The organism is Sinorhizobium sp., assembly GCF_059070375.1.
In genome coordinates this window covers 420,140-446,141 of the sequence record NZ_JCACWC010000002.1, presented here as the reverse complement: position 1 = coordinate 446,141, position 26,002 = coordinate 420,140, and the positions used below count along the sequence as shown (strand labels likewise).

The window sequence follows — 26,002 nt, the reverse complement described above, 5'->3', positions numbered from 1 at the left end:
GGGGAGAAGGTCGCGGCAGCGGGATGAGGGGCAGCATCCGGCCTGTCATTCTTGGGTGGAACGCGGTCCTGGCCGGCTCCGGTCAAGCCCTTTCGCTGAACCACCTCAGCGACATGCAGGAAAGCCCCGCGTCGATCTTGCCTATTTCCGTGGTCTTCAACGGCACGACCCTGTAGCCCGCCTTGTCGAGCATCTCGATCGTCCTGGGAAAATCGGAGCCGACCAAGACCACGTCGTTGACGCGCAGCGCGTTGGCGGCCGGCTCTTCGCCCTTCGGAATGACCATCTGCCGGAACTTCCCGAAGACGCCGGATCGTACAAGACGATCGGTGGAAAGGATCGTCTCGTCGTCGAGGAGCGAGCAGTCGGTCTTGAAATGCAGGACGCCCTCCGGGGTCGCGACGACCTCGCTCTTGCGCCCGAGCTTTTCGAGGCGAGCCTGCAGCGCCGCCGCGCCTGCCTTGTCGGTTCTCGCCGACAGGCCGATCATCACGCTTTCCCGCGTCGTCAGCACGTCGCCGCCGTCCGCATAGCCTTGCGGCAGGTCGAGCACCGTCTCGAACATGTCACGCAGCGTCGGCGCGATTTCCTCGACTTCCTTGACGCGCGTGGCCGCTCCCGGCCGAAGCAGGACCGCCCCCTCTGTGAAGACCAGAGCGGGGTCCTCCACGAAAATCGAGTCCGGAAAAGTCTCGAGCGCCGGCAGGACCGTTACCTTCACGCCGGCATCGCGCATCGCCTCGACATAGGCGTCGTGCTCGGCCTTCACTCCCTCATAGGTGGGGCTGCCGCGATCCTCCGCGCGCAAGCCGTTGACGACCGATCGTGACGGCGAACGCACGATGATGGAATTGAATCGATAAGCCGGACGCGTCATTGCGGACTCTTCTCCCTCAGTTTGACTTTTATTTAAGCCGACACAGTGCTTACGAAATCCGGACTGCCGCGCAACGTGTTGCTGACTGTGCAGATCTCCTCCTCCGCCGCCTCCATGATGGCGTGGCGTACGGTGTCGTCGAATTCGCCCGTGATAACGAAGGCGATGTGGAACCGTGCGACCCGCGACGGTTCGTCATGGGCCTTCTCACCGGTCACCTTGACCGAAACTTCCGCGAGCCGGTCGAGCACGCCGAAACGGCTCGCGGCGATGCGGGCGCTGAGCACCAGACAGCTCGCGAGCGATGCATAGAGAAGGTCGAGCGGCCCGAATCCCGGCTGCGAAGGACCGGTGACGATATCGAGTTCGCCGCCGGTCAGCGATCTCACATGCGGAAAGCCGGTGCGGCCGACGACGGCGGTCGCGCCAGTTTCCCGCGTCCTTACCTTGAGCTCGGCCATGGGCGTAACCTCGCGCGGCTCAGACGTTTTCCGGCGGAACGACGCCCTTGGTGAAAAGAAAGCAGCCGTAGAAGCGGGTCTCGCCGGTGGTGATGACGCAATAGGCCTTCTTTGCTTCCTCGTAGAAGGCAAAGCGCTCGATGCCGTACATCGGAGCGGGCTTCCCTTCGGCGCGGTCAATCTCGGCCTGCACCTCCCGCTGCACTGCCGGGACCTCGTCCGGCGCCCCCATGACTTCCATGCGCCCGGCCGAAGGCTGAAGCGGCGTGTCGAGGGGTAGGACTGAAAGGATCGCCCTTGCCGCGCGCGCCGCCGAAACATTATCGATGTGCAGCAGTTTGCCGAGCGGGGTCTGCCGCGCGATGGAATCCGATGGGAAATTGGTATCGGAAATCACCAGCGTGTCGCCATGGCCCATCGATCGCAGCGCGTGCAGCACATCGGCATTGAGAGCCGGGTCGATATTCTTGAGCATTCCTGTCCTCCTCCACTGCAAAGCGCGGTCGCATCAGGCCGTTTCTGGCGCGCGCCGTCAACAGCCTGTTGCTCTTTCTCCACGCTTCGATGGAACGACCACCCGCTCATCCAAGAGCGGGATGCTATTCGCCGTACGGAATCCAGATATTCTTGACGTCGACCGCTCGCCGCAGGAACGCCTGCCCTTCGGCGGCCGAGCGATTCGTCCAGTCGATCGCCCTGCCGTAATCGACGAAGGTACGCTTGAGGTTGCCGACGGACAGCTTCTCGACCAGTGTCGAAAGTTCCGGCGAGCCGAACGCCCATAGCGCGTCCACGTCGTTGTGCGCTGCGAGCGCCTTGGCGAGTTCGATCGCAGATCCGGTGACGATATTGATGACGCCCGGCGGCACGTCCGAGGTCTCGAGGACCGAGTAGAAATCGGTCGCAGCCAGAGGATGCGCTTCGCTCGGCACGGCGACCACCCGGTTTCCGACCGCAATCAGCGGTGCAACGAGACTGACAAGTCCGAGCAGCGGTGCTTCCGGGGGGCAGATGACGCCGACGACGCCTTGCGGTTCGGGCATGGCCAGCGCGACGCCGCGCAAGGGCGGCTGGTGCACGGTGCCCTCATACTTGTCCGCCCAGGCTCCGTAGCTGAAGAGCCGCGCGATCGAAGCTTCGACCTCCGCTCGGGCATTGGCTGCCGAAGCCCCGGTCATGGCGGCGATGCGGTCGGCGAATTCCGCCCCGCGGCTGCTCAGGTTCTCGGCGATGTAATAGAGGATCTGGGCGCGGTTATGCGCGGTTGCCGAAGACCAGCCCGAGGCGCCCCGCGCCGCAACGACGGCATTGCGGATATCCTTGCGGTTGCCCTCGCCGACTTCGCCGATCACCTTGCCTTTCGGGGAAAGCACAGGCCGCGAATAGTTCCCGTCCGGCCGAGCCTGCTTGCCGCCGACGAAGAGCTTGGCAGTGCGGTCGAGCGCCGGAACGGCGAAATCACCGGCGGCCTGCTTCGCCGCCGGCAAGCCGTACTCGGCGCGCAGCTTGCGCCCCATCCAGGCCTTCGGCTTCAGATATTCGTAGCAGCCCTCGCGCCCGCCCTCGCGGCCGAAGCCGGACTCGCGCTTTCCGCCGAAGCCGCTCGATGCATCGAAGAGGTTGGTCGCATTGACCCAGACGACGCCGGCCGCAAGCTTGGCGGCAACATGCAGGGCAAGACCGATCGTTTCGCTCCAGACGCTGGCCGCAAGGCCGTAGCGGCTATGATTTGCAAGCTGGATGGCCTCCTCCGGCGTGCGGAAGGTCATCGACACGGCCACCGGCCCGAAGATTTCCTCGGTCGCGACGACGGAAGTCGGCTGGACCCCGGTCAGCAGCGTCGGCCGAAAGAAGCTGCCGCCCTTCGGCAGATCGATCTTCGGCTGATGCATCGAGGCGCCTTCCGCAACACCCTTCGCCACCAGCTCTTCGATGCGCTGGAGCTGCACCGGCGCGACGATCGCCGCCATATCGATCGCCTTGTCGAGCGGATGACCGACGCGGAGCGTCTCCATGCGCCGCTTCAGGCGATCATGAAAGACCGGCGCCACGCCCTCCTGCACCAGAAGGCGTGAACCGGCGCAGCAGACCTGGCCCTGGTTGAACCAGATCGCATCCACGACGCCCTCGACCGCCGCGTCGATATCGGCATCGTCGAAGACGATGAAGGGCGACTTGCCGCCGAGTTCCAGCGTCAGCGACTTGCCGCTCCCCGCCGTCTTCTCGCGGATGAGGCGTCCGACTTCGGTCGAGCCGGTAAAGGCGATCTTGTCGATATCCTCGTGCTCGACGATCAGCGCCCCCGTCTCGCCCTCGCCCGTCACCACGTTCAGCACGCCCGCGGGGAGACCTGCTGCAGCGGCAAGCTCCGCGAAGAGCAGCGCCGTCAAGGGCGTAAACTCCGCAGGCTTGAGGATGACGGAATTGCCGAGCGCCAGCGCCGGGGCAACCTTCCAGGCGAGCATCAGGAAGGGGAAGTTCCAGGGGATGACCTGTCCGACGACGCCCACGGGCACCTGGTCGGCGAATTCCGTCTCCTGCAGCTGTGCCCAGCCGGCATGATGATAGAAGTGGCGAGCGGCAAGCGGAATGTCGATGTCACGCGTTTCCCGGATCGGCTTGCCGTTGTCGAGCGCTTCGACGACCGCGATCAGGCGCGCATGGCGCTGGATCATTCGCGCGAGTGCATAAAGGTGTCGGGCGCGCGCATGTCCGGAGAGCTTGGCCCACGGGCCTTGCGCCTTGCGCGCCGCCGCCACCGCCGCGTTCACGTCGTCGCGCCCGCCATGTGCGATTTTCGCGAGCAGTTTGCCCGTCGCCGGCTCGAACGTGTCGAACGTCTTGCCGGAAACCGACCCGACAGAGGCGCCGTTGATGAAATGGCCGAACTTGCCTTCATGCCGGGCGAGCCAGGCGCGCGCCTCGGTGTCGGCTTCGGGGGCCGGGCCATAGGACATATCGTCGAAGAAAGTGGCAACGCTCATCTGATTATCCGATCGGGTGTCTGTTGAGGGCCGAATACGCGCCGCTGACATGATGTTCGAGCTGTCGCTCGATATCGGCGAGCAGGCTGGATGCACCGACGCGGAAAAGGTCGGGCTCGAGCCATTCCCGCCCAAGCTCTTCCTTCATGAGGAACTGATAGTTCAGCACGTCCTTCGCGACGGAGATGCCGCCGGCCGGCTTGTAGCCGACCTTGATTCCGGTTCGCTCCTCATAGGCCCGGATCATCCTGAGCATGGCGAGCGTGACGAGCAGGGTCGCGTTCACCCCTTCTTTTCCGGTCGACGTCTTGATGAAGTCGGCGCCCGCCATCATGCAGACGAGCGAAGCCCGCGCAACGTTGCGAAGCGTCTTGAGATCGCCGGTCGCGAGGATGGCCTTGACATGCGCATCGCCACAGGCCGCACGGAAGTCGCGCATTTCGTCGTAGAGCGCCTGCCAATTGCCGGTCAGTACGTGCTCGCGGGTAATGACAATGTCGATTTCCCGAGCACCATCGGCAACCGAGGCCTTGATCTCCCTGAGCTTGACGTCATGGGGAACGAGACCCGCCGGAAAGCCCGTGGACACTGCCGCCACCGGAATTCCGGAACCCTCCAGGGCCTCCACCGCGGTCGAAACGAAGCGATGATAGACACAGATCGCGCCGGTCGTGATACCTCGATCGCCCATGCCGATCGCTTCGAGAATGTCCTGACGCACCGGCTGGCGCGCCTTGGCGCAGAGGCGTTTTACGCGCTCGGTCGTATCGTCGCCGTTGAGCGTCGTGAGATCGATGCAGGTGACGGCTTTCAAGAGCCAGGCGGCCTGCGCATCCTTCTTGACGGTGCGCCGGCCAGGCAGCGTCTGAACGCGGCGCTCTGCCGCAGAGAGATTGACGCGCTGATCGAGCACCCAGGACAGGTCGAGCTCGACACCGTCATTGCGCGGCCAGTTGTGGCCCGCGCCGGCGGGGTGCACCGCCGCGCTTCTCAGAGCAAGGTCTTCCAACCGATTTCTCCCCTCTACCCGGACCACCGGCGGCGCGCCTCAAGAGCGAACACCAGAATGTTAGTTTTCTAACACGATATTTGTTAAACTTTCATCATTTCCGCCGCCTGTCAAGGCTGGTTGCGCGCGCTCATACTTTTCCAGGCACAGGCGTCAGCGCGGTTTCGCCGTCTTCCGTGATAAGCGACCGGAAAGCACCGGGTGGAGCAAAGAAAGCCGCCTTCAGCTTGCCGAGCTTGCTGCTGTCGGCGACGAGGTAATTCTCGCGCGCCAGCGAAATCACCTTCTGCTTGACGGGCACCTCGTGGAAATGAACGCAGGTCGCTCCCCTCGCCGGGTCTATCCCGGCCGCCGAAAGAAAGGCGACATTGATGCCGAGCTGGTCGAGCGTCTCGATGCCGGGCGCACCGGAAAACGAAGCCGACGACGGGTGATAGACGCCGCCCAGCATTACCATGCGGAGATTTTTCTTCCGCGTCAGCCTGTCGGCCGTGTTCAGGGAATAACAGATCGCCGTAACTGCGTAATCGTCCGGTATCAGCTCGACCAGATATTCCAGCGTCGTACCACAATCGATGAAAATCGTCTCATCCGGGCGAATGTGCCGGGCGGCATGAATGCAGGCCTGCCGCTTGGCGGCGGCGTGACTGTCGGCCGCGCGGGCAAGTTCGTAGGGCGCATCGCTCTCGATCTCGGCGGCCGGGACGATATGGCCGCCCAGATATCCGAACAGCCCAGGATGGTCGGCGACATCACGCCGGACGGTCATTTCCGATACGCCGAGCAGCGCCGCCGCCTCTTTCAGATGCACGACGCGCCGCGCCGAAAGCGCGTCGGACAAGGTGGCGATGCGTGTTTCCCTGCGGCTGGCCATGGCTCTTCCAATTTATAAAGAAAGCATTTTGCGCAATGTTAATCTGTGAGAAATATCACAGGACTGCCTCGGCCCGCAAGCGATCCGCCGGGGCGAAGCTGGACGGACGAGCTGGCCTATGGGCTCGTGCTTCAAGGCACACCGGGCGCCGCACAGCCATAGGGTGTCCCCTGAACTCGCCGTTTCCTCGATTGACAACGCCCGGCGAAGGTTGAAAGAGTGATGTACAATCGAAGCGGCCAGCGTCGGGGGGACTTTTGTCTATGCGCGCGTTTCTCGGTCTTTCCACTCTTCTCTTCACACTCGTTTCCCTGGGGATGCCGATCGCAGCGGCCGAGCCGGAACGCCGGATCGAGATTACCAATGATGCCGACTATTTCGGCTTCGATCTGCGCACCGAGCAGAACGTATCGCTCGACCAATGCCAGAGTGCCTGCATCGCCGACCGCTCCTGCAGGGCCTTCACCTACAATCCAAAGGTGAAGTGGTGCTTCCTCAAGTCCGACTTCAACCAGTTGAACACGTTCCCGGGGGCCCTCGCCGGCAAGGTCGTCGAAACCGCCGCGGGCGAAGCCGACATCGGGGCACCGCCGCGCCTTGACTTCGTCTCGGACGACCTCCTTCAGCAGGCGCGCGATGTAAAGGCGAATCTCGTTCTGGCCGACGAGCAGCAGGGTTTCGGGGTCAACGGCCTCATCGAGGCGGCGCGCAGCGAGTTGACGGCCGGCAACTTCGTCGCCTCCCTCCAGGCCTTCCGCGGTGCGCTTGCGGTAACGCCGGATGACAGCGCGTTGTGGCTGGAGGCGGCTGAGGCCGCCAACCGGTATACGGGCGGCACGGACCTGGCGAGCGAAGCCGCCCTTGCCGCGCTTAACGGCTATCAACTGACGCGGACCGCGCAAAGTCGCGCGCATGCGCTGGCTATTCTCGCCCAGGCGCTCGACAAGCTGCAGAACTATCGTGCCGCGCTCCAGGCCTACAAAGCGAGCCTCGAACTCGTGCAGGCAAAGTCGGTCGAGACGGCTTATCTCGATCTCAAGGCACGGCAGGGCTTTCGGGTCACCGGCCACACGGTCGATGCAGACAGCGCCAGCCCCCGCGCCTGCGTGCAATTCTCCGAGCCGCTACTGAAGAACGGTCCCGATTATTCCTCCTTCGTAACGCTGGATGGCGCTGCGCCGAAGGCGGTGGAAGCCAAGGGCAGCGAAATCTGCGTCGAAGGCCTGGCGCATGGCAAACGTTACAAACTCGTGCTGAGGCAGGGCCTGCCCTCCTCCGTCGAGGAAGTCATCGAGACCCCCGTCAGCCTCGACGTGTACGTGAAGGACCGCGGGCCGATGGTCCGCTTCACCGGCGACAGCTTCGTCCTGCCTTCGACTGCGCGGCGCGGCATTCCGATCGTCTCGGTCAATACGGAAAGCGCCAAGCTCAAGCTCTACCGAATCGGCGACCGCAACATCTCTTCGCTGCTCACGAGCTCCCAGTTCCTGACCCAGCTCGACGGCTACAGCGAGGAGCGCATCAAGGACGAGAGCGGCGAGCTGGTCTGGCAGGGCAGCATCGACATCGCCACCGAGCTTAACAAGGAAGTGGTGACGAGCTTTCCGGTCGACGAGGCTCTGCCGCAGCGCAAGCCCGGCGTCTACGTGCTGACGGCGAGCTCCGGAACCGGGCTTACACAGGATTGGGACGCCCGCGCCACGCAATGGTTCGTCGTGTCCGACATCGGCATATCGACCTTTGCAGGCACGGATGGGCTTACCGTCTTCGCGCGTTCGCTTGCGAGCGCCAAGCCTCTTGCAGAGGTCGAATTGCAGCTGGTCGCCAAGAACAATGAGGTGCTCGGGACGGCGACGACCGATGCGGAAGGGCGCGCAACCTTTTCCGCCGGACTGATCCGCGGCACGGCCAGCATGACGCCGGCGGCGATCACCGCCCGGAAGGGTAGCGACGACTACGTGTTCCTGGACATGACGCGCGCCGGCTTCGACCTTTCCGACCGAGGCGTCACCGGACGCGCCGCACCGGGTGCGATCGACGTCTTCGCCTGGACGGAACGCGGCATTTATCGCGCGGGCGAAACCGTTCATGCCGCAGCGCTCACCCGCGACGTCAACGGTGCCGCGATCGAGAAGTTGCCGCTGACCTTCGTTTTCCTGCGCCCGGACGGCGTCGAGGACCGCCGCCTCGTCAGCGACGGCGGCAAGCTCGGCGGGCACACGCTCGATCTGCCGGTCCCAGAAAATGCGATGCGCGGCACCTGGACGATGCAGATATTCACCGATCCGAAGGGCTCTGCGATCGCCGAGAAGCAGTTCCTCGTCGACGATTTCGTGCCGGACCGCACCGAGTTCGACCTGACGAGCGAGGCAGAGGCGATCGAGGTCGGCACCCCCGTCGAAATCGCCGTCGACGGACGCTATCTCTACGGCGCACCCGCCGCGGGCCTGACGCTGGAAGGCGAAATTGCCGTCAGGCCGACGCGCCGGAGCGAAGCGTTCAACGGCTATTTCTTCGGCCTCGCCGACGAAGAGGCAAGCGAGGACACGCGCCTGCCGCTGGAAGGTCTGGAGCCGCTCGATGAAAACGGCAAGGCGGTTTTCGACGTCGATCTGACCGAGGTCCCCGGAACGACGCAGCTGCTCAACGCCATTGTGACGGTTCGCATGCGCGAGGCCGGCGGCCGCGCGGTCGAGCGCACATTGACCCTGCCGGTGAAACCCGAGGGACCGATGATCGGGATCAAGCCGGAGTTCTCCGGAGACCTCGCCGAAAATTCTGTCGGGAAATTCCACGTCATCGCCGTCGACGCGGACGGCACCAGAACCGCGATGCCGGGTCTCCCCTGGAAGCTGATCAGCGTCGAACGAAACTACCAGTGGTATCGCGACGGCACCGCCTGGAAATACGAGCCGGTCGTCTCCACGAAACAGGTGGCGAGCGGCTCGGCCGACGTGACGGAGGACGGCGCCGAAATTTCCGTCCCGGTCGGCTGGGGCCGTTATCGGCTGGAGATCGAGGCGGCGGCCCTCGACGGGCCGGCTTCGAGCGTCGAGTTCGATGCGGGCTGGTATGTCGAGGCCACCTCGACGGAGACCCCGGACGGGCTGGAGATCGCGCTCGACAAGGAAAACTATGCGGTCGGCGAGACGGCGAAGCTCAAGGTCTCGCCGCGCTTTGCCGGCGAACTGCTGGTGACTGTCGGCACGGAAACCCTGGTGACGACGAAGACCGCGGCCATTGCCGAAACCGGCGGCGAGGTGGAACTGCCGGTGACGGCCGAATGGGGTACGGGCACCTATGTCACCGCGACGCTTTACCGCCCGGGCGAAGCGCAGGAGAGCCGCATGCCCATGCGGGCGATCGGCATCAAGTGGCTGTCCGTCGATCCCGCGGATCGAAAGCTCGCCGTCAGCCTGGACGCGCCCGAGAAGACCGAACCGCGCCGGCCGCTCGATATCGGCCTTCAGGTCCGGGGGGCCGGCGCCAACGAAGACGCCTATGTCACGGTTGCCGCAGTCGATGTCGGCATTCTGAATCTGACGCGCTACGAGGCTCCGGACCCGGACGGATGGTATTTCGGCCAGAGGCGGCTCGGGCTCGAGATGCGCGATCTCTACGGACGATTGATCGACGGCTCGCTCGGCGCGACCGGCCGGCTGCGCACGGGCGGCGACGGCGGACAAATGCCGCTCCAGGGCAGCCCCCCGACCGAAAAGCTCGTCGCCTTCTTCTCGGGCGCCATCAAGCTCGACGCCGAAGGCATGGCGAATGTTCGATTCGACATTCCGCAATTCAACGGAACGGCACGGATCATGGCGGTCGCCTGGACGAAGTCCGGCGTCGGCCATGCCGTGAAGGACGTGGTCATCCGCGATCCGGTCGTCGTGACCGCAAGCCTGCCGAAGTTCCTGGCGCCGGGAGACCGGGCCGAATTGCGGCTCGATATCGCCAACACCGACGGGCCGGCGGGCGATTATCAACTGCAGGTCACGACCAACGGCCCGGTCACCGTCGAACAGACAGCGGCCGAAATGGTGAACCTCGGCGCCGGCGGCAAATCCGCTCTTACCCTGCCGCTCGCCGGACAGTATCCGGGAGACGGTCTCGTCACCGTCAGGCTATCGAACGCCTCGGGCCTGTCGCTGGAGCAGACGCTGAACATTCCTGTCCGCCCGGCAGCCCTGCCGGTCACTCAGCGTCATGTCGTCAATGTCGCCGCCGGCAGCAGTCTCACGGTGGACGAGCAATTGCTCGCCGACAGCCTGCTGCAGGGCGCTTCGGTCAGCCTCAACGTGACGCGTTCGGCCGCCTTCGACGTGCCGGCGCTTCTGATGACGCTCGACCGCTATCCCTATGGCTGCGCCGAGCAGACGACGAGCCGCGCCTTGCCGTTGCTCTATCTCAGCGAGCTTGCCAAGCAAGCCGGGCTTGCCGACGACGAGGGCGTCAAGAAGCGCGTGCAGGAGGCGATCTATCGGGTCCTTGCCTATCAATCCTCCACCGGCAGTTTCGGCCTTTGGAGCCCCGGCTCCGGCGATCTCTGGCTCGATGCATACGTCACCGATTTCCTTACGCGCGCGCGGGAGCAGAAATTCGACGTGCCGGAACAATCGATGGTGCAGGCGCTCGAAAACCTGCAAAACGCGCTGAGCTACGAGACCAACGTCAAGGGCCGCGGCAACGAGATCGCCTATGCGCTCTATGTCCTGGCGCGCAACCGCAAGGCCGCGATCAGCGATCTGCGTTATTATGCGGACACGATGCTCGGCGATTTCCCGACCCCGCTCGCCAAGGCCCACATCGCCGCGGCGCTCGCGCTCTATGGCGACGCCCGGCGCTCGCAGGATATCTTCGCGGCCGCGGCCGACATGTCGACTGGGCTCGTCAATGTCAGCCTTGCCCGCTCCGACTACGGCTCTTCGCTTCGCGACGGCGCGGCCGTGCTGGCGTTGGCAGCCGAGAGCCGGCCCGTGCCGCCGATCATTCCCGAGCTTTCCAGGGTTGTCGCCCGGGAATGGCAGCAGGCGAGATACACGAGCACCCAGGAGCAGACCTGGATGGTCCTGGCCGCACGCGCAATCCAGGGGGGCGACGAAGACATGAGGATCGAGGTCAACGGCGCAGCGCGCACGGGCAGTTACGCCGCCCGCATGACCGGCGATGCGCTGATCGAGCACCCGGTCGTCATCCGCAACGAAGGCACCGACATGGTCTCCGCCGTCGTGACGACGGTGGCGGCGCCAGCCCAGCCGCTCTCGGCCGGCGGCGAAGGCTTCTCCATCGAGCGGAGCTATTACACGCTCGACGGAACGGCCGCTAATGTCAGCGAGGCCCGGCAGAACGAGCGCTATGTCGCGGTGCTGAAGGTGACCGAGAGCAACGACTGGCCGTCCCGGGTGCTTATCACCGACCTCCTGCCCGCCGGATTCGAGATCGACAATCCAAGCCTCGTCGACAGCGCCCAGCTTTCGAATTTTGAATGGATCGGCCAAGTCGAGTCTGCCCATACCGAATTCCGCAGCGACCGCTTCGTGGCCGCCTTCGACCGTTCGGCTGGCGACAACCGCGAAATCACCCTCGCCTATGTCGTACGCGCGGTGACGCCCGGCACATACGACCATCCGGCCGCGAGCGTGGAGGACATGTACCGGCCGCAATTCTCGGCGCGCACGGCGACGGGACGCATGGAGGTGCAGGCAGCCCAGTAGGACGCAGGATGATGTTCTCTCGGCGAAAGTCGAACCGCAAAGGCATTGTCGCAGCAGCCCCACGCGACCCATCCAGACGCGGCCGGGCGATCGTCGCCGTATCCCTCGTCCTGATCCTGTCCGCTCTCGCAGTCTTCACCTTCGAATGGGCCGACAGGGCCTTTCCGCCGCCGCTCTCCGAGGCCGAAACGGTCTCGGCCGAAGTTCTCGACAGAGACGGCCACCTCCTGCGCGCCTTCGCGACCAAGGATGGCCTGTGGCGGCTGAAGACGACCGCGCAGGACGTCGACCCGCGCTTCATCGCGATGCTGATCGCCTATGAGGACCAGCGCTTTCGCGAACATCAGGGGATCGACCCGTTGGCGCTCGCTCGTGCCGCGCTGCAGTTCATCACCAGCGGCCATGTCGTTTCCGGCGCTTCCACGCTCTCCATGCAGGTGGCGCGGCTCATCGAGCCGCGGGAGAGACGCACGCTGGCGGCGAAGCTTCGTCAGGTGGCCCGCGCCATCCAGATCGAACGGCGCCTCGGCAAGGACGAGATTCTCGATCTTTATCTGACCCATGCGCCCTATGGCGGTAATCTCGAAGGCGTGCGCGCGGCAAGCCTCGCCTGGTTCGGCAAGGAGCCGCGCCGCCTCTCGGCTGGAGAGGCTGCACTGCTCGTCGCGCTGCCGCAACTGCCGGAAAAGCGCCGGCCCGACCGCAATCTTGCCGCCGCCGAAGCAGCCCGCAAACGCGTGCTCGCGCGCGCCGCTGTCGCCAGGGTCATCGGCGAAGGCGAAGCGGAGCGGGCGGCGATGACCGCCATACCGACGCGCCGCCTGCAGCTTCCCGCCCATGCTGCCCATCTCGCCGAGGCGGCACGACGGAAGCATCCGGCGGGGCGCCGGCATCCGACAACGCTTAACCGCAATATCCAACGGGGCCTCGAAGGCGTCGCCCGCGAAGGTGCTGCAAGGCTCGGCCCCAAGGTGTCGGTCGCCATGGTCATGGCCGATAGCAGGACCGGCGAGATCGTCGGCGAAGTTGGCTCGGCCGACTATTTCGACGCAAGCCGCTCGGGCTGGATCGACATGACGCGGATCACCCGCTCCCCCGGATCGACGCTGAAACCCTTCATCTACGGTCTTGCCTTCGAGGAGGGTCTCGTCAGCCAGGAGACGATCATCGAAGACCGGCCGGCGGACTTCTTCGGCTACCGGCCGCGCAATTTCGACATGAGTTATCAGGGCGACGTCAGCGTGCGCGAGGCGCTGCAACTGTCCCTGAACGTGCCGGCGATCCGCCTGCTCGATGCCATCGGTCCGTCGCGCCTGATGGTGCGCTTCCGGCGCGCCGATGTCAGGCCGAAATTGCCGCCGCACGAGGCGCCGGGGCTTGCGATCGGCCTCGGCGGCGTCGGCATCACGCTTCGCGAGCTCGTACAGCTCTATGCGGGCCTGGCGAACCAGGGCTGGCCGGTGCGCCTCGGCAACGGCATCGAAGGCGTCCCCGGTCCCATCGACGGCGAACCGCTCCTGTCGACGGTCGCCGCCTGGCATGTCGCCGACATACTCTCCGACGTGCTGCCACCGGCGGGAAGCCGCCGGCACGGCATCGCTTATAAGACCGGCACCAGCTACGGCTATCGCGATGCCTGGTCCGTAGGCTTCGACGGCCGCTATGTGCTCGGTGTCTGGGTCGGCAGGGCCGACAATGGCGCCGTGCCCGGCCTCACCGGTTACGGTGCGGCGGCGCCGATTCTCTTCGAAGGATTTGCCAAGGCGGGGATCGCGATAACACCCCTGCCCGGCCCGCCCGCGGGCGCCGTCCGGCTTGTCCAGGCCGATCTGCCGATCAGCCAGCGGCGCTTCTCGGTCACGGCGAACGGGCTGCTTTCGGCCTCGGTTCGTGAAGCGGCGCCGCAGATCGTGTTCCCGCCGGAAGGCGCCCGCGTCGAGCTTGGCGCGCATGGGGACGGCGAGATCACGCCCTTGACGCTGAAGCTCCAGGGCGGCCGGGCGCCCTTCCGCTGGCTTGCCAATGGCCGCCCGCTACCCGACGTGACCCGACGGCGCGTCAGCCAGTGGCTGCCGGATGGCGGCGGCTACTCGACACTCACGGTCATCGATGCGCTGGGGCGTGCCGCCAGCGTACGCGTCTTCGTCCAGTGAACGAACGGACGCTCCACGCGACCGCCGGTCCGCCTCCTTCACGCCGTTTGCGCAGCCTTGACGCTATCGCCCTGCGGCTCGCGGGACGGCGGTGCCATGACGAGCGGCATGCCCGCTTCAAGGCAAGCGGCGATGAAGGCTTCCCGCGCCACTTCCGCCGGCGTCATCCGGTTCAACGCCCGCCGACAGGTCCGCACCGCCCGTTCGTAGCGCTCGCCCTTCCTGAGCGGCCACTCATTTTCCAGGAAGTCGAGGGCCTCGTAAACGGAGGCAAAAGTGTGCGTCAGACCGTTGGAAAGGCGCACGGTGAGAGGGATCGTCCAGGGGATCTGTTGCTGCTAGAGCCCACTTCCGGCGCATCCCCGCGATTAAGCGACTTATCGGTCCGGCGTAATCAACGTTACAGTCGGGAAATGCCTCCGATACCGCCCCGTATCCCTCGTCAACAGATCCAACCGGTCGACGGCGGCATGCGCGCCGATGAAGAAATCCGGCAGGACGCCAGTGCGCTGTCCACCTGCCTTGCGATATTTCTGGAACACCTTGCCAGCCAGAAAAAGCGCCGGCCGCGGCATGGCGGCGATATCGATCCCGGCCTCCGACAGAAACGCATCCAGTCGCTCGATCTGCTCGTAGCGCACCGCAAGTTCGGCATAGACGACTTCATTGATCAGAAGCGGCCCGCGCAACGCCGCGGCTTCGAGTTGACCGATCGACCAATCCGCCCAGGTCGGATCGTCGGTCACCACATCGAGCAGGACGTTCGTATCGACGAACGTCACTCGTCACCGCGCGTCAGCGCCATGATGGCATCGGTGCTCAAACCCTTCCCGGAATGGCCGCGCAGCTTGCTGAAGCGGCTCGCAGGCCGCTTCTTATCCGCCCGCGTCAAAACCACGGTGCCGTCTGCGGCACGCAGAAAATCCACCCGTGTACCCGGCACGATGCCAAGGAAGTCCCGCACCGGCTTCGGGATGGTCACCTGACCTTTTGTCGTCACTGTCGCGCTCATAATCTACCTCGGTAAGGAATACTTTAATCAAGGTATTACTTTACCCGGTCGATTTCAAGAACGGAGCGTGCAAGCATGCGCTCGACGAGTGATAGGCCTCGTCGAGCACGGCTTCCACATCGGGAAACGCCTCCTCCCAACTGCGCGCCCGGTCAGCGATCACACGCAATTGCTCGCGCGTGCAGCCGCAGCATTTACCGGCGTCCCGCGTATCTGGTAGCAGATCATCGTCCGGCCCCCGCCCGAAGGCCATTTCGTCGTCTCAACAGACGTTTTCGCGTCGCCGAAATGAAGACGGCGCCACGGCGCGCATGCTGGGGTCTGTGCATGATGACCTGATCCTCCCGCTTTACGCCCTTTGCGCAGCCTTGACGCTGTCGCCCTGCGGCTCGCGGGCCGGCGGTGCCATGACGAGCGGCATGCCCGCTTCAAGGCAAGCGGCGATGAAGGCTTCCCGCGCCACTGCCGCCGGCGTCATCCGGTTCAAGGCCCGCCGACAGGTCCGCACCGCCCGTTCGTAGCGCTCGCCCTTCCTGAGCGGCCACTCGTTTTCCAGGAAGTCGAGGGCCTCGTAAACGGAGGCAAAAGTGTGCGTCAGACCGTTGGAAAGGCGCACGGTGAGAGGGATCGTCCAGGGGATCTCATTGAGAAGCATTTTTCCTCCTTTCCTCTGCCGTCAATGAACTGCACGCCCGCTGCACTCTCACGGGTCGAACGAACCAGGCAGCGCTGCGAGGTGCCATATTGATCTCTGCGCGTCTCGAAAACGTATCGCGCTGAACAGATATTGGAGCGGAAAAGGTAAATTCAAGAACCTCGATCAGCGGCTTGGGCCCTCGTTCGAAGGGCCGATTTTTGCGGTCGCTCATGGCCGGAGTAAAGGACGAAAATCGATGCCCGGAGACCCTTGAAACCCGGCTTCGAATGACTAAATCGGGTGCGAGAGCCGCCTGTAAGGGGCTCGCAGTCGAGGAGCTCCGTTCTCTTCGGCGCTCCTCATCGTCCATGTTGCTCAAGGAGGATATGGCTATGAGAACAAGCTTCGATTTCTCGCCGCTGTCGCGCTCCAGCGTTGGCTTCGAACATCTGTTCGACCTCTTGGATTCAGCAAGTCGCCTGGCGCCGAACGACAACTGGCCGCCCTACGACATCGTGCGAGTCGGTGAGAACCAGTACCGGATCGCAATGTCGGTAGCGGGCTTCGCCCCGGACGAGATCACCATCACGCACGAGCAGCAGATGCTGACCGTTACCGGCGCGAAAACCGGAGAAGACGACACCGAATATCTCTACCGCGGTATTGCCGCACGCAACTTCGAGCGTCGCTTCCAGCTCGCCGACTTTGTCAGCGTCACCGGCGCCAACCTCGCCAACGGCCTGCTCAAGATCGATCTCGTCCGTGAGCTTCCCGAGCAGATGAAGCCGCGTCGGATAGAGATACATCAGGCAGAGGCATTGCCGGCCGGCGAGGCCTCGAAACAGATCGAAGGCGAAAAGCACGCAGCGTAGCTGCGCATGCCAATCGCACCGAAGCGCCGGCGGACGCTGACGCTTCGGCTCCGGAATGGGGGCGGGAGAGGCCGCAAGACGCCACACCCCGCTCCCAATGCAAAGAAAGGAACGGACCGATGAATGTACGTGATCTCATCCCATGGGGCCGCGCGCAGGGCCAGGTGCCGGCTTCCTATCGCGACAACGACCGAAATCCCTTCCTGGCGCTCCACAGGGAAATGAACCGCCTGTTCGACGACGCCTTCCGCAGCTTCGAAACCCGCCTGCCCTTCAGCGGCCTTACGGGTTTTGCAGGCGGCTGGCCGAGCGTGGAGGTCTCGGACCGGGATAAGGAAATCAAGGTGACCGCTGAACTGCCGGGTCTCGAGGAAAAGGATGTCGAACTGTCCTTGTCCGAGGGCGTGCTGTCGCTGCGAGGCGAAAAGCGGGCAGAGACCGAGGACCAGGAGAACCAGTTCTCGGAGCGATATTACGGTCGCTTCGAACGGCGCATTCCGCTCGGATACGAGGTGGACGAAAGCAAGGTGAATGCGACCTTCCGCAATGGCGTCCTGACGGTGACCCTGCCGAAGACCGAGCAGGCCCAGTCGAAAGCCAAACGCATTGCGATCAACGGGCGGTAGTTGCCTGTTGCAGTCCCCGCCGTCGGCGAGGGCCCTTCACCTGCCTGCCGGCACCTGCTCCCCACAGGCGGGGGCGAAGGGGTTCGCGGCACCTTCCGCGTCCCTCGCGAAGCTCACTATCTAAATGGGCGAGCTGCCGGCAGGCGGATGCGGGCCTGCTGCACGCTTCCTTTGATCGTACTTTCAGCTATGCCGTCGCCAGTGCCCTCACGGCCTCGGCCTTCGTCTCCCGCCGGCCGCTCTTCATCGGCTCGCCCGCCACATATACCTCGGCCACCGAGCGGTCGTCGCCCATGGTCTGCAAAATGAAGAGCTCTTCGGCAAGCGTCGAGGCAACCTGCATCCTGAGCTCCATGGCCGGCTTGGCGCGGCTGTCGAGAACGACGATGTCCGCATCCGCGCCAGCATGCAGCGAGCCGATCCGATGTTCGAGATCGAGCGCGCGCGCATTGCCGAGCGTCAACATGTAGAAGGAATTGAGCGGCGAGAGCCGCTGGCCCTGCAGGTGCAGCACCTTATAGGCTTCGTCCATCGTTTCCAGCATCGAGAAACTCGTACCGCCGCCGACATCGGTCGCAACCGCATGGCGTGCGCCGAGCCTGTCGAAACGATCGCGATCGAAGAGCCCGCTGCCGAGGAACAGGTTCGAGGTCGGACAGAAGACGCCGACCGCCCCGGTGTCTGCGAGGACGGATATCTCGCGGTCGCTCAGATGGATGCAATGGCCGAGCAGAGTCTTGCGGCCGAGCAGCTCGTAGCGCGCATAAATGTCGGTATAGTCCTTCGCTTCCGGATAGAGCGAGGTGGCGAAAGCGATCTCGTCCCGGTTTTCGGACAGGTGGGTCTGAACGTAGCAATCCGGATGCTCGGCAGCGAGCACGCGGCTCACCTCCATCTGCTCCGGCGTCGAAGTGATCGCGAATCGCGGGCTGATCGCATAATGCGCGCGGCCGCGGCCGTGCCACCTGGCGATGAGCGCCTTCGTCTCGTCATAGCCCTTTTCCGGCGTGTCTTGCAGCGCGTCCGGCGCGTTGCGGTCCATCATCACCTTGCCGCCGATCATCAGCATGTTTCGCTCTTCGGCCGCAGTGAAGAAGGCGTCGACGCTTTCCGGATGCACCGAACAATAGGCGACTGCGGTGGTCGTGCCGTTGGAGAGGAGTTCGTCCATGAAGCGGCCCGCGATGAAGGCGGCGTGCTTGGGCGACTTGAACTTCTGCTCCTCGACGAAGATATAGGTGTTCAGCCATTCGAGGAGCTGCGCACCGTAGGAGGCGATAGCCTGTGTCTGCGGGAAATGCAGGTGCGTATCGATGAAGCCGGGCAGTACGAGGTGCGGCCGATGATCGGCGACCTCTGCGCCGGGCCCCGCCTGCCTCGCTATGTCGCCGTAAGGGCCGACGCCCTCGATCTTGCCGTTCCTCACGAAAACGGCGCCGTCCTCGAAGTACCGGTAGGAGCCGGCATCGTCGATGCTCTCGGGTTCCTTGACGAAAGTCAGCACGCGGCCGCGGATCAAGAGATCGTTCATTGGACCTTTCCTTCCTTTACGGTCGTCTCGTACCAGGAGGCGATAAGCTGGCGTTCCTCCTCGGTGATGCCGGTGACGTTGGCAGGCGGCATGGCATGCGAGCGCCCCGCCTGCAGGTAGATTTCGCGGGCATGCGCGACGATGTCGCCGTCGGCTTCGAGAACCACGCCCTTAGGCGGCACGATTATGCCTTCCCATCCGGGCTCGCGCGCATGGCACATGGAACAGCGGCCAAGCACGGTGTCGCGCACTTTGGAAAAGTCCGGCGACGCGACGACGGCCTCGACGGCCGTCGAAGCCCGGGCCTCTCCGCCTTCGGAGAGAACCTTGGGCACGGTGGAGAGCCACATGATGGCGATGAACAGAAGCACCGTCGCGAGCCATGTCCAGGTCGGGCTGCCCTTGTTGGCGTGGCGGGTGTTGAACCAGTGACGGATCGTGACCCCCATGAGGAAGACCAGCGAGGCGATGATCCAGTTATACTGCGTGCCGAAGGCGAGCGGATAATGGTTCGAAAGCATCAGGAACAGCACGGGCAGCGTCAGATAGTTGTTGTGCGTCGAACGCTGCTTCGCCTGCTTTCCGAGCGCAGGATCGGGCGTCCGGCCCGCGATCAGATCGGCAACGACCTTCTTCTGGTTCGGGATGATGATGAAGAACACGTTGGCCGACATGATGGTCGCCGTGAAGGCGCCGAGATGGAGATAGGCAGCCCGGCCCGTGAAGAGCTGGGTGTAACCCCAAGCGACGGCGACGAGAATGAAATAGAGCAGCACCATCAGCCGCGTATTGTCGTTGCCGAACGGCGAACGGCAGATCGTGTCATAGGCAAGCCAGCCGAAGCCGAGCGAGGCCAGCGAGATGGCGATGGCCATCGGCTTCGAGACGTCGAGCACGTTCGGATCGATGAGGTAGAGGTCCGCGCCGGCATAATAGACGAGCGCAAGCATGCCGAAACCGGAGAGCCAGGTGACGTAGGACTCCCACTTGAACCAGATCAGGTGCTCCGGCATGTTTTCCGGCGCAACCAGATACTTCTGGATGTGATAGAAGCCGCCGCCATGCACCTGCCACTCTTCGCCGTAGGCGCCGACCGGCATGCCCGGACGCTGCTTCAGCCCCAGGTCGAGCGCGACGAAGTAGAAGGATGAGCCGATCCAGGCTATGCCGGTGATGACATGCAGCCATCTCACCGCAAATGTCAGCCAATCCCAGGCGATGGCATACTCGTACATTGAGTTCTCCCCATTTCTCTCGCGCTCATTATGTGTCATTGCTTGGGGAGGCGGGAACGGCGCCATCGCACCAACTCTTTCAAAAAAAACTATAAAATCGAAGAGGGGCCGGAGCGCTACGTTCGCGCCGGAAGAGCAGAGGCGGAAGCATGTCCTATCTCGATAATGTGCGTGTGTTCGTGCGCGTCGTGGAACTTGGAACGCTGTCGGCAGCGGGCCGCGATCAGCGCGTCACGCCGGCGGTTGCCAGCAACAGAATCAAGGAGTTGGAGCGGCATATGGGCGTGCGCCTGTTCAACCGCACCACCAGAAAACTGACGCCGACCGAGCACGGACGAGTCTTCTACGAAGGCGCGGTAAAGATCCTCGAAGCGGTGAACGAGGCGGAGAGCGCCATTGCCGATCTTTCAAGAAATCCGAAGGGAGCGCTGAAGATCACCGCCCCGCTCGGCATCGGCCGGCGGCTGATCGCGCCCGGCATACCGGAGTTTCACGACCGCTACCCGGATATCGAGGTGCGGTTGCGCCTCTCCGATCATAATGTCGACATCCTTGCCGAGGGCGTCGACATCGCCTTCAAGCTCGGCATACTCGAGGATTCGAACCTGCGCATGCGCGGCATCATGAACTGCGACCGCGTGCTCTGCGGGTCGCCGCGCTATTTCGAAAGGCGCGGCATCCCTTCGTCGCCGGACGACCTCCTCAGCCACAGCCACGACTGTCTTCTGCTGCGCTATCCCGGGTCGAAGGAGTATTACTGGACCTTGCAGACACCGGACGGCGTTCGCAAGTTCGAGGTCGGCGGTCCCTATGATTCGGATGATGGCGACGTGCTCACCCAGTGGGCGCTTGACGGACGCGGCATCGTCAACAAGCCGCTCTTCGAGGTGAAACAGCATATCGACGAGGGCTTGCTCGTCCCGGTGCTCGAGGAGACGCCGCCGCTCGGCGCCCAGCTTGCGGCGATCTACCCGCACAAGCGCTTCCAGGATCCGAAGGTCCGGCTGATGATCGACTTCATGGCCGAGCGCTGTCAGCGGCTGATCGGCAAGATGCTTGCCGAGCCTCATGAGGTGCAGGAGCGTTCAAGCGCTTGAGCGCAGCGCCCTCAAGGCACAAGCACGACCTTACCGATCGTTCGGCGGCTCTCGATCTCTCGATCGCGCGGTGTGCGTCCGCTGCCCGATCCAGCGAAAAGCGGCTGTCGATCGCGGTCGGCGCACGCCGCCGAGCTGAACGAGGCCGATCGCGTGACAGACTGCGTGATCCGCCCGCGAAAGGGCGACAACCGGCCTATGCCTTGATCGATCTCTGGCTCTTCGGGGTGAGCGCGCGAGGCTGCAGATGGCGGTTCAGCGCCGCGGTCATTATCTCGGCCGCGGCAAGGGCTGCGATCACCGGCGGCCGCTTGTCCTTCACCACCGTACCACCGATCGGGCAAACCAGCCTCTCGAAAAGCTCAGGACGATTGACCTCTCGCGACAGCCAGTTCTTGAAAGTCGCGCGCTTCGTCTTCGAACCGATCATGCCGACGTAACTGGCGTCTTCGCGCCCGAGCGCCTCGGTCGCGATCAGGAAGTCGAGTGCGTGATCGTGGGTGAGGACGACGAAGGCGCTGCCCGGCGGCGCGTCGCGCACGACCGCTTCGGGCATTGCGGTCAGGCAGGTCTCGATACCCGGCACGTCGGCGGCCGAGAGCTCATGTTCGCGGGTGTCGACGAGAACGGTCCTGAGCGGCACGTGCGACAGCGCCATGGCGAGCGCGTTGCCGACGTGCCCGGCGCCGAAGATATAGACATGCGGCCGATGCGCGATCTCATCGTCGCTGCGCTCGATGAGTGTCGCACGCGTGTCCGCATCGACCTTTTTGAAGGAAAGCGCGACGTGGCCGCCGCAGCATTGGCCGATCTCCGGGCCGAGGGGGATCGCCAGTCGAAGATCCGCCTTCGCCCCCTGAACGAGTTTCCGCGCGTGGTCGATCGCCATGAATTCCAGCTGTCCGCCGCCGATCGTGGCGAAGGTGCGGTCTTTTGAAACGAGCATCCAGGCATCGGTATCGCGCGGCGTCGAGCCTGCCGCGCTCGCCACCTCGACAAGCACGCAGGCCCTTTCACGACTCAGGAAATCCCGGATGTCTTCTCGGCGCGCCATCTCAGTCATCCATTATCTTCGCCGCGCGATCGTCCCTACCCGTCCCGGTGGGCGCGCAGGCGCTCGACCGCCATCAGCACGCGCTCCGGCGTTGCCGGGGCATCGATGCGCGGCGGAATACGATAATCCGCGACGCTCGCCGCTGCCATGGATATCGCCTCCAGAACCGAAATCCCCAGCATGAAAGGAGGTTCCCCGACCGCCTTCGAGCGCCGGATCGTCTCCTCCCGGTTGACGGACCATTCGGCCAAGCGCACGTTGAACACGCGCGGGCGATCGGACGCAAGTGGGATCTTGTAGGTGGAGGGCGCATGCGTCCGCAACCGGCCCTTGGCATCCCACCAGAGTTCCTCCGTCGTCAGCCAGCCCATGCCCTGCACGAAGGCGCCTTCGACCTGGCCGAGGTCGAGCGCCGGGTTCAGAGACTTGCCGACATCGTGGATGATATCGGTCCGCTCGACCTGGTACTCACCGGTCAGCGTGTCGACGCTGACCTCGGAGCAGGAGGCTCCGTAGGCGAAGTAATAGAATGGACGCCCCCGCCCTTCGGCGCGACTCCAGTGGATCTTCGGGGTCTTGTAAAAACCGGCCGCCGAAAGCTGCACGCGCGCGGCATAAGCCGCCTTGATAAGATCGGTAAAGGCGATGCGTCCGGCGCCGATCCGGACCGTGTTGGGCTCGAAGGCGATATCAGCTTCGCTCACGCCGTAGTGCTCGGCCGCGAAGCGCACGAGCCGCTCCTTGATCTGCTGACAGGCATTGGCGGCTGCCATGCCGTTGAGGTCCGAGCCGGACGAAGCGGCCGTCGCCGAGGTGTTCGGCACCTTGCCGGTCGAGGTCGCGGTCACCTTTATATGGTCGAGGTCGACCTGGAACTCGTCCGCTACGACCTGCGCCACCTTGGTGTAGAGCCCCTGCCCCATCTCCGTGCCGCCGTGGTTCAGCTGGATTGAGCCATCCGTATAGACATGGACCAGGGCGCCGGCCTGATTGTATTCCGTCTTGGTGAAGGAGATTCCGAACTTCACCGGCGTCAGCGCGATGCCGCGCTTGATGACGGAGCTCTCGCGGTTGAATGCGACGGCCGCCTGCCGCCGGGCCGCATAGTCGGACGAAGCCTCGAGCTCCTCGATGATCCGGCCGATGATGTTGTCCTCCACCGTCTGGTGGTACGGCGTCAGGTTACGCCCCTCGCCGCCATAGAAATTGAGCTTGCGGATTTCGAGCGGGTCCTTGCCGAGCGCGTAGGCGACGTCTTCGATTATCCGCTCGCCGCCGACCATGCCCTGCGGTCCACCGAAACCCCGGAACGCGGTGTTCGAGACCGTGTTGGTCTTCAGCGGCCGCGAGCGCAGCCGGACGTTCGGGTAGAAATAGCAATTGTCGGCGTGGAAGAGCGCGCGATCGGTCACCGGTCCGGAAAGGTCGGCCGAGAAGCCGCAGCGGGCGGCGAAGACTGCGTCCACCGCCTCGATGCGGCCCTCGTCGTCGAAGCCGACCTTGTAATCGACGTGAAAGTCGTGGCGCTTGCCGGTCGCCGTCATGTCGTCGTCGCGGTCGGGGCGCACCTTGACCGCGCGGCGGTATTTCCTCGCAGCCACTGCCGCAACCGCAGCGAAAAGATTTGCCTGCGTCTCCTTGCCGCCGAAGCCGCCGCCCATCCGCCGGACGTTCACGGTCACCGCATTCGACGGCACGCCCAGCACATGGGCGACCATGAGTTGCGTCTCGCTCGGATGCTGGGTCGAGGAAAAGACGGTCACTTCGTCATCCTCGCCGGGGATCGCAAAGGAGATCTGGCCTTCGAGATAGAAGTGATCCTGGCCACCGATGCGCATTTCGCCCGAAACGGTGTTTTTCGCCTTGGCAAAGCCGGCATCGATGTCGCCGCGCTCGAGCTTCAGGGGATCGATCACCAGCGGATAGTTCGCAGCCGCGGCTTCGAGAACATCGGTCACATGCGGCAGATCGCGATAATCGATCTTTACCTTGGCGGCCGCGCGCCGGGCGGCCTCGCGCGAGGTTGCAATGACCGCGAAGATGGGCTGGCCGTGGAACTCGACCTTGCCGGTCGCGAAGACCGGATCGTCGTGCTTGTGCGCCGGACTGATATCGTTCTCGCCGGGTATGTCCTCCGCCGTGAGCACTCCCACGACACCAGGACTGTTACGCACGGCCTCGAAATCCACCGACAGGATTTCGGCATGCGCGCGCTGCGAGAGCCCCAGATAGCCATGAAGAGTGCCCGCGGGCTCGGGAATGTCATCAATGTATTCTGCGGTTCCGGAAACGTGCTTGTGACCGGATTCGTGGCGTTCCTTGTCGTGGACGGCGCCGCGGACGCGATCGACGGGCTGCATCACATTCATGGGTCCACCCTCTCTACATAGCCACCGCGACCGTGCGGTCGATCCGGATATTGCGCGTTTCCTGCGTTTCCAGATGGAAGCGCCGCAGAAGATTCCTCGCAACGAGCATCCGATATTCGGAAGAGGCGCGCCAGTCGGTGAGCGGCGTGTAATCCCGCTCGAAGGCCGCTAAGCCAGCCTCGATGGCAGCGTCGTTCCATTGCGCGCCCTTGAGTGCGGCCTCCACGTTCGACGCGCGCTTCGGCGTGCCCGCCATGCCGCCAAAGGCGATAGCCACGTCGGCAACCTTGCCGTCACCGTCGAGCTTCACGCGAAACGCGCCACAGACTGCGGAGATATCTTCATCGAAGCGTTTCGTGATCTTGTAGACGGCGAAGCGGTCGGTCTCGTCCAGGAAGGGGATCCGGACAGTCTCTACGAATTCGCCGGGTTCGCGATCCTGCTTGCCGTATTCGATGAAGAAGGCTTCGAGGGGCAGCGTGCGGCGGCGTGTTCCCTTGCGCAGGATCACCGAAGCGCCAAGTGCGATCAGCGCCGGCGGCGTGTCGCCGATCGGCGAACCGTTGGCGATATTGCCTCCGACCGTGCCCATATTGCGCACCTGCTCGCCGCCGATACGATCCCAGAGCTCGCGAAGTTGCGGGAAGTGCCGGACGATGACCGGATAGGCCTCCGTGTAGCTTACGCCGGCGGCAAGGCTGATCCCGTTCGCGTCGACGGAGATCCGCCGCAGTTCTTCAAGATGCGAGAGATGGACGACCGGCGCGATGTCGCGCATGAATTTGGTGACCCAGAGCCCGACATCGGTCGAACCGGCGACGATCGTCGCCTTGGGGTTCGTCTCAAGAACCACAGCGAAATCGTCCAGCGAGGCCGGAAGCACGACGCGCTCGTCTTCGCCTCCGATCTCGACGCGCCGCCCGTCCCGAAGCGCCTCCAGTTGCCGCGTGATCTCCTCACGTTCCACGATCAGCGGATCCTTGCCGAGCTCGCCGACCGATGCAATCGCTTCCGCCGCCCGAATGATCGCCGCATAACCGGTGCAGCGACAGAGGTTGCCCTGCAGCGCCTTCTCGATTTCCTGAACGCTCGGCTTCGCATTCGTCATCCAGAGGCCGTAGAGCGACATCACGAAACCGGGTGTACAGAAACCGCATTGCGAGGCGTGCGTGTCGACCATCGCCTGCTGCACGGGGTGCAGCGGCCCGTTCGGCTGCGCAAGCGCTTCGACCGTCACCACATGGCAGCCGTCAAGCGATGCGACGAAGCGGATGCAGGCGTTGACGGATTCGTATTTGAGCTTGCCGTCGAGAAGCCGGCCGACAAGCACGGTGCAGGCGCCGCAGTCGCCTTCCGCGCAGCCTTCTTTCGTCCCGCGCAGACTCCGGTCGATGCGCAGAAAGTCCAGCAGCGTCTGCACCGGCGATACATCGGCAAGCTCGACGGGCCGGTCGTTCAAAAGGATGCGGATCGTATTGCGGATTTCGGTCGTCATTGCCG

Annotated in this window: 20 protein-coding genes and 2 pseudogenes; 6 read left to right on the top strand and 16 right to left on the bottom strand. The window is 64.1% G+C overall.

What is annotated here, in order from left to right:
- Positions 1–82: 82 nt before the first annotated feature.
- The 6 genes from AC5J09_RS06695 to AC5J09_RS06670 all read right to left on the bottom strand — a co-directional run bounded on the left by AC5J09_RS06695 (position 83) and on the right by AC5J09_RS06670 (position 6,205).
- The gene (locus tag AC5J09_RS06695; protein WP_494297205.1) at positions 83–877 is read right to left on the bottom strand and encodes a dimethylarginine dimethylaminohydrolase family protein; all 795 of its coding nucleotides are present in this window, start codon (positions 875–877) and stop codon (positions 83–85) included.
- Positions 878–909: 32 nt separating this feature from the next.
- Positions 910–1,338, bottom strand: coding sequence for an OsmC family protein (locus AC5J09_RS06690; protein ID WP_100670402.1), 429 nt, complete (start codon positions 1,336–1,338; stop codon positions 910–912).
- A gap of 19 nt (positions 1,339–1,357) precedes the next feature.
- Positions 1,358–1,813: an RbsD/FucU family protein gene (locus AC5J09_RS06685; protein ID WP_324763774.1), complete on the bottom strand. Its 456-nt coding sequence runs from the start codon at positions 1,811–1,813 to the stop codon at positions 1,358–1,360.
- Between the two features lie 124 nt (positions 1,814–1,937).
- Positions 1,938–4,322 carry an aldehyde dehydrogenase family protein gene (locus AC5J09_RS06680; protein WP_324763775.1) on the bottom strand — a complete coding sequence of 795 codons (2,385 nt, stop codon included), beginning with the start codon at positions 4,320–4,322 and terminating at the stop codon, positions 1,938–1,940.
- A gap of 4 nt (positions 4,323–4,326) precedes the next feature.
- Positions 4,327–5,331, bottom strand: a complete 1,005-nt coding sequence (deoC, locus tag AC5J09_RS06675) for a deoxyribose-phosphate aldolase (protein ID WP_100670409.1) — start codon at positions 5,329–5,331, stop codon at positions 4,327–4,329.
- Positions 5,332–5,461: 130 nt separating this feature from the next.
- A complete protein-coding gene (locus AC5J09_RS06670; protein WP_275599043.1) occupies positions 5,462–6,205 on the bottom strand; it encodes a DeoR family transcriptional regulator in 744 nt (247 codons plus the stop codon).
- A 263-nt stretch (positions 6,206–6,468) separates the two neighbouring features.
- Between AC5J09_RS06670 and AC5J09_RS06665 the strand changes: the two genes are divergently transcribed.
- Positions 6,469–11,916, top strand: a complete 5,448-nt coding sequence (locus tag AC5J09_RS06665; RefSeq protein ID WP_324763776.1) for an alpha-2-macroglobulin family protein — start codon at positions 6,469–6,471, stop codon at positions 11,914–11,916.
- Between the two features lie 8 nt (positions 11,917–11,924).
- Positions 11,925–14,069, top strand: coding sequence for a penicillin-binding protein 1C (pbpC, locus tag AC5J09_RS06660; protein ID WP_324763777.1), 2,145 nt, complete (start codon positions 11,925–11,927; stop codon positions 14,067–14,069).
- 38 nt (positions 14,070–14,107) lie between these two features.
- Here pbpC and AC5J09_RS06655 read toward each other — a convergent pair whose 3' ends face one another.
- The 4 genes from AC5J09_RS06655 to AC5J09_RS06640 form a co-directional block, all read right to left on the bottom strand.
- Entirely contained in the window at positions 14,108–14,374 is a 267-nt protein-coding gene (locus AC5J09_RS06655; RefSeq protein WP_416385266.1) for a DUF982 domain-containing protein, read from the bottom strand.
- A 72-nt stretch (positions 14,375–14,446) separates the two neighbouring features.
- A complete protein-coding gene (locus tag AC5J09_RS06650; RefSeq protein ID WP_324763778.1) occupies positions 14,447–14,851 on the bottom strand; it encodes a type II toxin-antitoxin system VapC family toxin in 405 nt (134 codons plus the stop codon).
- Positions 14,848–15,081, bottom strand: coding sequence for an AbrB/MazE/SpoVT family DNA-binding domain-containing protein (locus AC5J09_RS06645; RefSeq protein WP_324763779.1), 234 nt, complete (start codon positions 15,079–15,081; stop codon positions 14,848–14,850). Before AC5J09_RS06645 ends, AC5J09_RS06650 begins: the two co-directional genes overlap by 4 nt.
- A gap of 349 nt (positions 15,082–15,430) precedes the next feature.
- On the bottom strand, positions 15,431–15,736 hold the full coding sequence (locus tag AC5J09_RS06640) for a DUF982 domain-containing protein (protein WP_324763780.1): 306 nt from the start codon (positions 15,734–15,736) through the stop codon (positions 15,431–15,433).
- A gap of 374 nt (positions 15,737–16,110) precedes the next feature.
- Between AC5J09_RS06640 and AC5J09_RS06635 the strand changes: the two genes are divergently transcribed.
- Positions 16,111–16,590: an Hsp20 family protein gene (locus tag AC5J09_RS06635; RefSeq protein ID WP_100670424.1), complete on the top strand. Its 480-nt coding sequence runs from the start codon at positions 16,111–16,113 to the stop codon at positions 16,588–16,590.
- A gap of 119 nt (positions 16,591–16,709) precedes the next feature.
- The gene (locus tag AC5J09_RS06630; RefSeq protein WP_100670426.1) at positions 16,710–17,216 is read left to right on the top strand and encodes an Hsp20/alpha crystallin family protein; all 507 of its coding nucleotides are present in this window, start codon (positions 16,710–16,712) and stop codon (positions 17,214–17,216) included.
- 187 nt (positions 17,217–17,403) lie between these two features.
- On the opposite strand, the gene guaD is transcribed toward AC5J09_RS06630, so the two are convergent.
- Both guaD and AC5J09_RS06620 read right to left on the bottom strand, forming a co-directional pair.
- Positions 17,404–18,747 (bottom strand): guanine deaminase, encoded by a 1,344-nt coding sequence (guaD, locus tag AC5J09_RS06625; protein WP_324763781.1) that lies wholly within the window; start codon positions 18,745–18,747, stop codon positions 17,404–17,406.
- Entirely contained in the window at positions 18,744–19,982 is a 1,239-nt protein-coding gene (locus AC5J09_RS06620; RefSeq protein WP_127709827.1) for a urate hydroxylase PuuD, read from the bottom strand. Before AC5J09_RS06620 ends, guaD begins: the two co-directional genes overlap by 4 nt.
- A 149-nt stretch (positions 19,983–20,131) precedes the next feature.
- Here AC5J09_RS06620 and AC5J09_RS06615 point away from each other — a divergent pair, with 149 nt between their 5' ends.
- Positions 20,132–21,079: a LysR family transcriptional regulator gene (locus AC5J09_RS06615; protein WP_100670432.1), complete on the top strand. Its 948-nt coding sequence runs from the start codon at positions 20,132–20,134 to the stop codon at positions 21,077–21,079.
- 11 nt (positions 21,080–21,090) lie between these two features.
- Here the strand turns inward: AC5J09_RS06615 and AC5J09_RS06610 are convergent.
- A pseudogene (locus AC5J09_RS06610) lies at positions 21,091–21,197 on the bottom strand (zinc-binding dehydrogenase); the annotation flags it as partial.
- A gap of 2 nt (positions 21,198–21,199) precedes the next feature.
- Between AC5J09_RS06610 and AC5J09_RS06605 the strand changes: the two are divergent.
- Positions 21,200–21,286, top strand: a pseudogene (locus AC5J09_RS06605) (winged helix-turn-helix transcriptional regulator); the annotation flags it as partial.
- Here the strand turns inward: AC5J09_RS06605 and xdhC are convergent.
- Genes xdhC through xdhA form a run of 3 tightly spaced genes read right to left on the bottom strand, consistent with a single transcriptional unit; the run spans position 21,276 to position 25,997 of the window.
- The gene (gene xdhC / locus AC5J09_RS06600) at positions 21,276–22,133 is read right to left on the bottom strand and encodes a xanthine dehydrogenase accessory protein XdhC (RefSeq protein ID WP_100670436.1); all 858 of its coding nucleotides are present in this window, start codon (positions 22,131–22,133) and stop codon (positions 21,276–21,278) included. The pseudogene AC5J09_RS06605 and the gene xdhC sit on opposite strands and share 11 nt — an antisense overlap.
- A 35-nt stretch (positions 22,134–22,168) precedes the next feature.
- Positions 22,169–24,502, bottom strand: a complete 2,334-nt coding sequence (gene xdhB, locus AC5J09_RS06595) for a xanthine dehydrogenase molybdopterin binding subunit (RefSeq protein ID WP_324763782.1) — start codon at positions 24,500–24,502, stop codon at positions 22,169–22,171.
- A gap of 13 nt (positions 24,503–24,515) precedes the next feature.
- Positions 24,516–25,997, bottom strand: coding sequence for a xanthine dehydrogenase small subunit (gene xdhA / locus AC5J09_RS06590; RefSeq protein ID WP_324763783.1), 1,482 nt, complete (start codon positions 25,995–25,997; stop codon positions 24,516–24,518).
- Between the last annotated feature and the right edge of the window lie 5 nt (positions 25,998–26,002).

Coding starts and splice junctions, on each gene's coding strand:
- AC5J09_RS06695 (WP_494297205.1), bottom strand. CDS start 877: ATGACGCGTCCGGCTTATCGATTCAATTCCATCATCGTGCGTTCGCCG.
- AC5J09_RS06690 (WP_100670402.1), bottom strand. CDS start 1,338: ATGGCCGAGCTCAAGGTAAGGACGCGGGAAACTGGCGCGACCGCCGTC.
- AC5J09_RS06685 (WP_324763774.1), bottom strand. CDS start 1,813: ATGCTCAAGAATATCGACCCGGCTCTCAATGCCGATGTGCTGCACGCG.
- AC5J09_RS06680 (WP_324763775.1), bottom strand. CDS start 4,322: ATGAGCGTTGCCACTTTCTTCGACGATATGTCCTATGGCCCGGCCCCC.
- AC5J09_RS06670 (WP_275599043.1), bottom strand. CDS start 6,205: ATGGCCAGCCGCAGGGAAACACGCATCGCCACCTTGTCCGACGCGCTT.
- AC5J09_RS06665 (WP_324763776.1), top strand. CDS start 6,469: ATGCGCGCGTTTCTCGGTCTTTCCACTCTTCTCTTCACACTCGTTTCC.
- pbpC (WP_324763777.1), top strand. CDS start 11,925: ATGATGTTCTCTCGGCGAAAGTCGAACCGCAAAGGCATTGTCGCAGCA.
- AC5J09_RS06645 (WP_324763779.1), bottom strand. CDS start 15,081: ATGAGCGCGACAGTGACGACAAAAGGTCAGGTGACCATCCCGAAGCCG.
- AC5J09_RS06640 (WP_324763780.1), bottom strand. CDS start 15,736: ATGCTTCTCAATGAGATCCCCTGGACGATCCCTCTCACCGTGCGCCTT.
- AC5J09_RS06635 (WP_100670424.1), top strand. CDS start 16,111: ATGAGAACAAGCTTCGATTTCTCGCCGCTGTCGCGCTCCAGCGTTGGC.
- AC5J09_RS06630 (WP_100670426.1), top strand. CDS start 16,710: ATGAATGTACGTGATCTCATCCCATGGGGCCGCGCGCAGGGCCAGGTG.
- guaD (WP_324763781.1), bottom strand. CDS start 18,747: ATGAACGATCTCTTGATCCGCGGCCGCGTGCTGACTTTCGTCAAGGAA.
- AC5J09_RS06620 (WP_127709827.1), bottom strand. CDS start 19,982: ATGTACGAGTATGCCATCGCCTGGGATTGGCTGACATTTGCGGTGAGA.
- AC5J09_RS06615 (WP_100670432.1), top strand. CDS start 20,132: ATGTCCTATCTCGATAATGTGCGTGTGTTCGTGCGCGTCGTGGAACTT.
- xdhC (WP_100670436.1), bottom strand. CDS start 22,133: ATGGCGCGCCGAGAAGACATCCGGGATTTCCTGAGTCGTGAAAGGGCC.
- xdhB (WP_324763782.1), bottom strand. CDS start 24,502: ATGAATGTGATGCAGCCCGTCGATCGCGTCCGCGGCGCCGTCCACGAC.
- xdhA (WP_324763783.1), bottom strand. CDS start 25,997: ATGACGACCGAAATCCGCAATACGATCCGCATCCTTTTGAACGACCGG.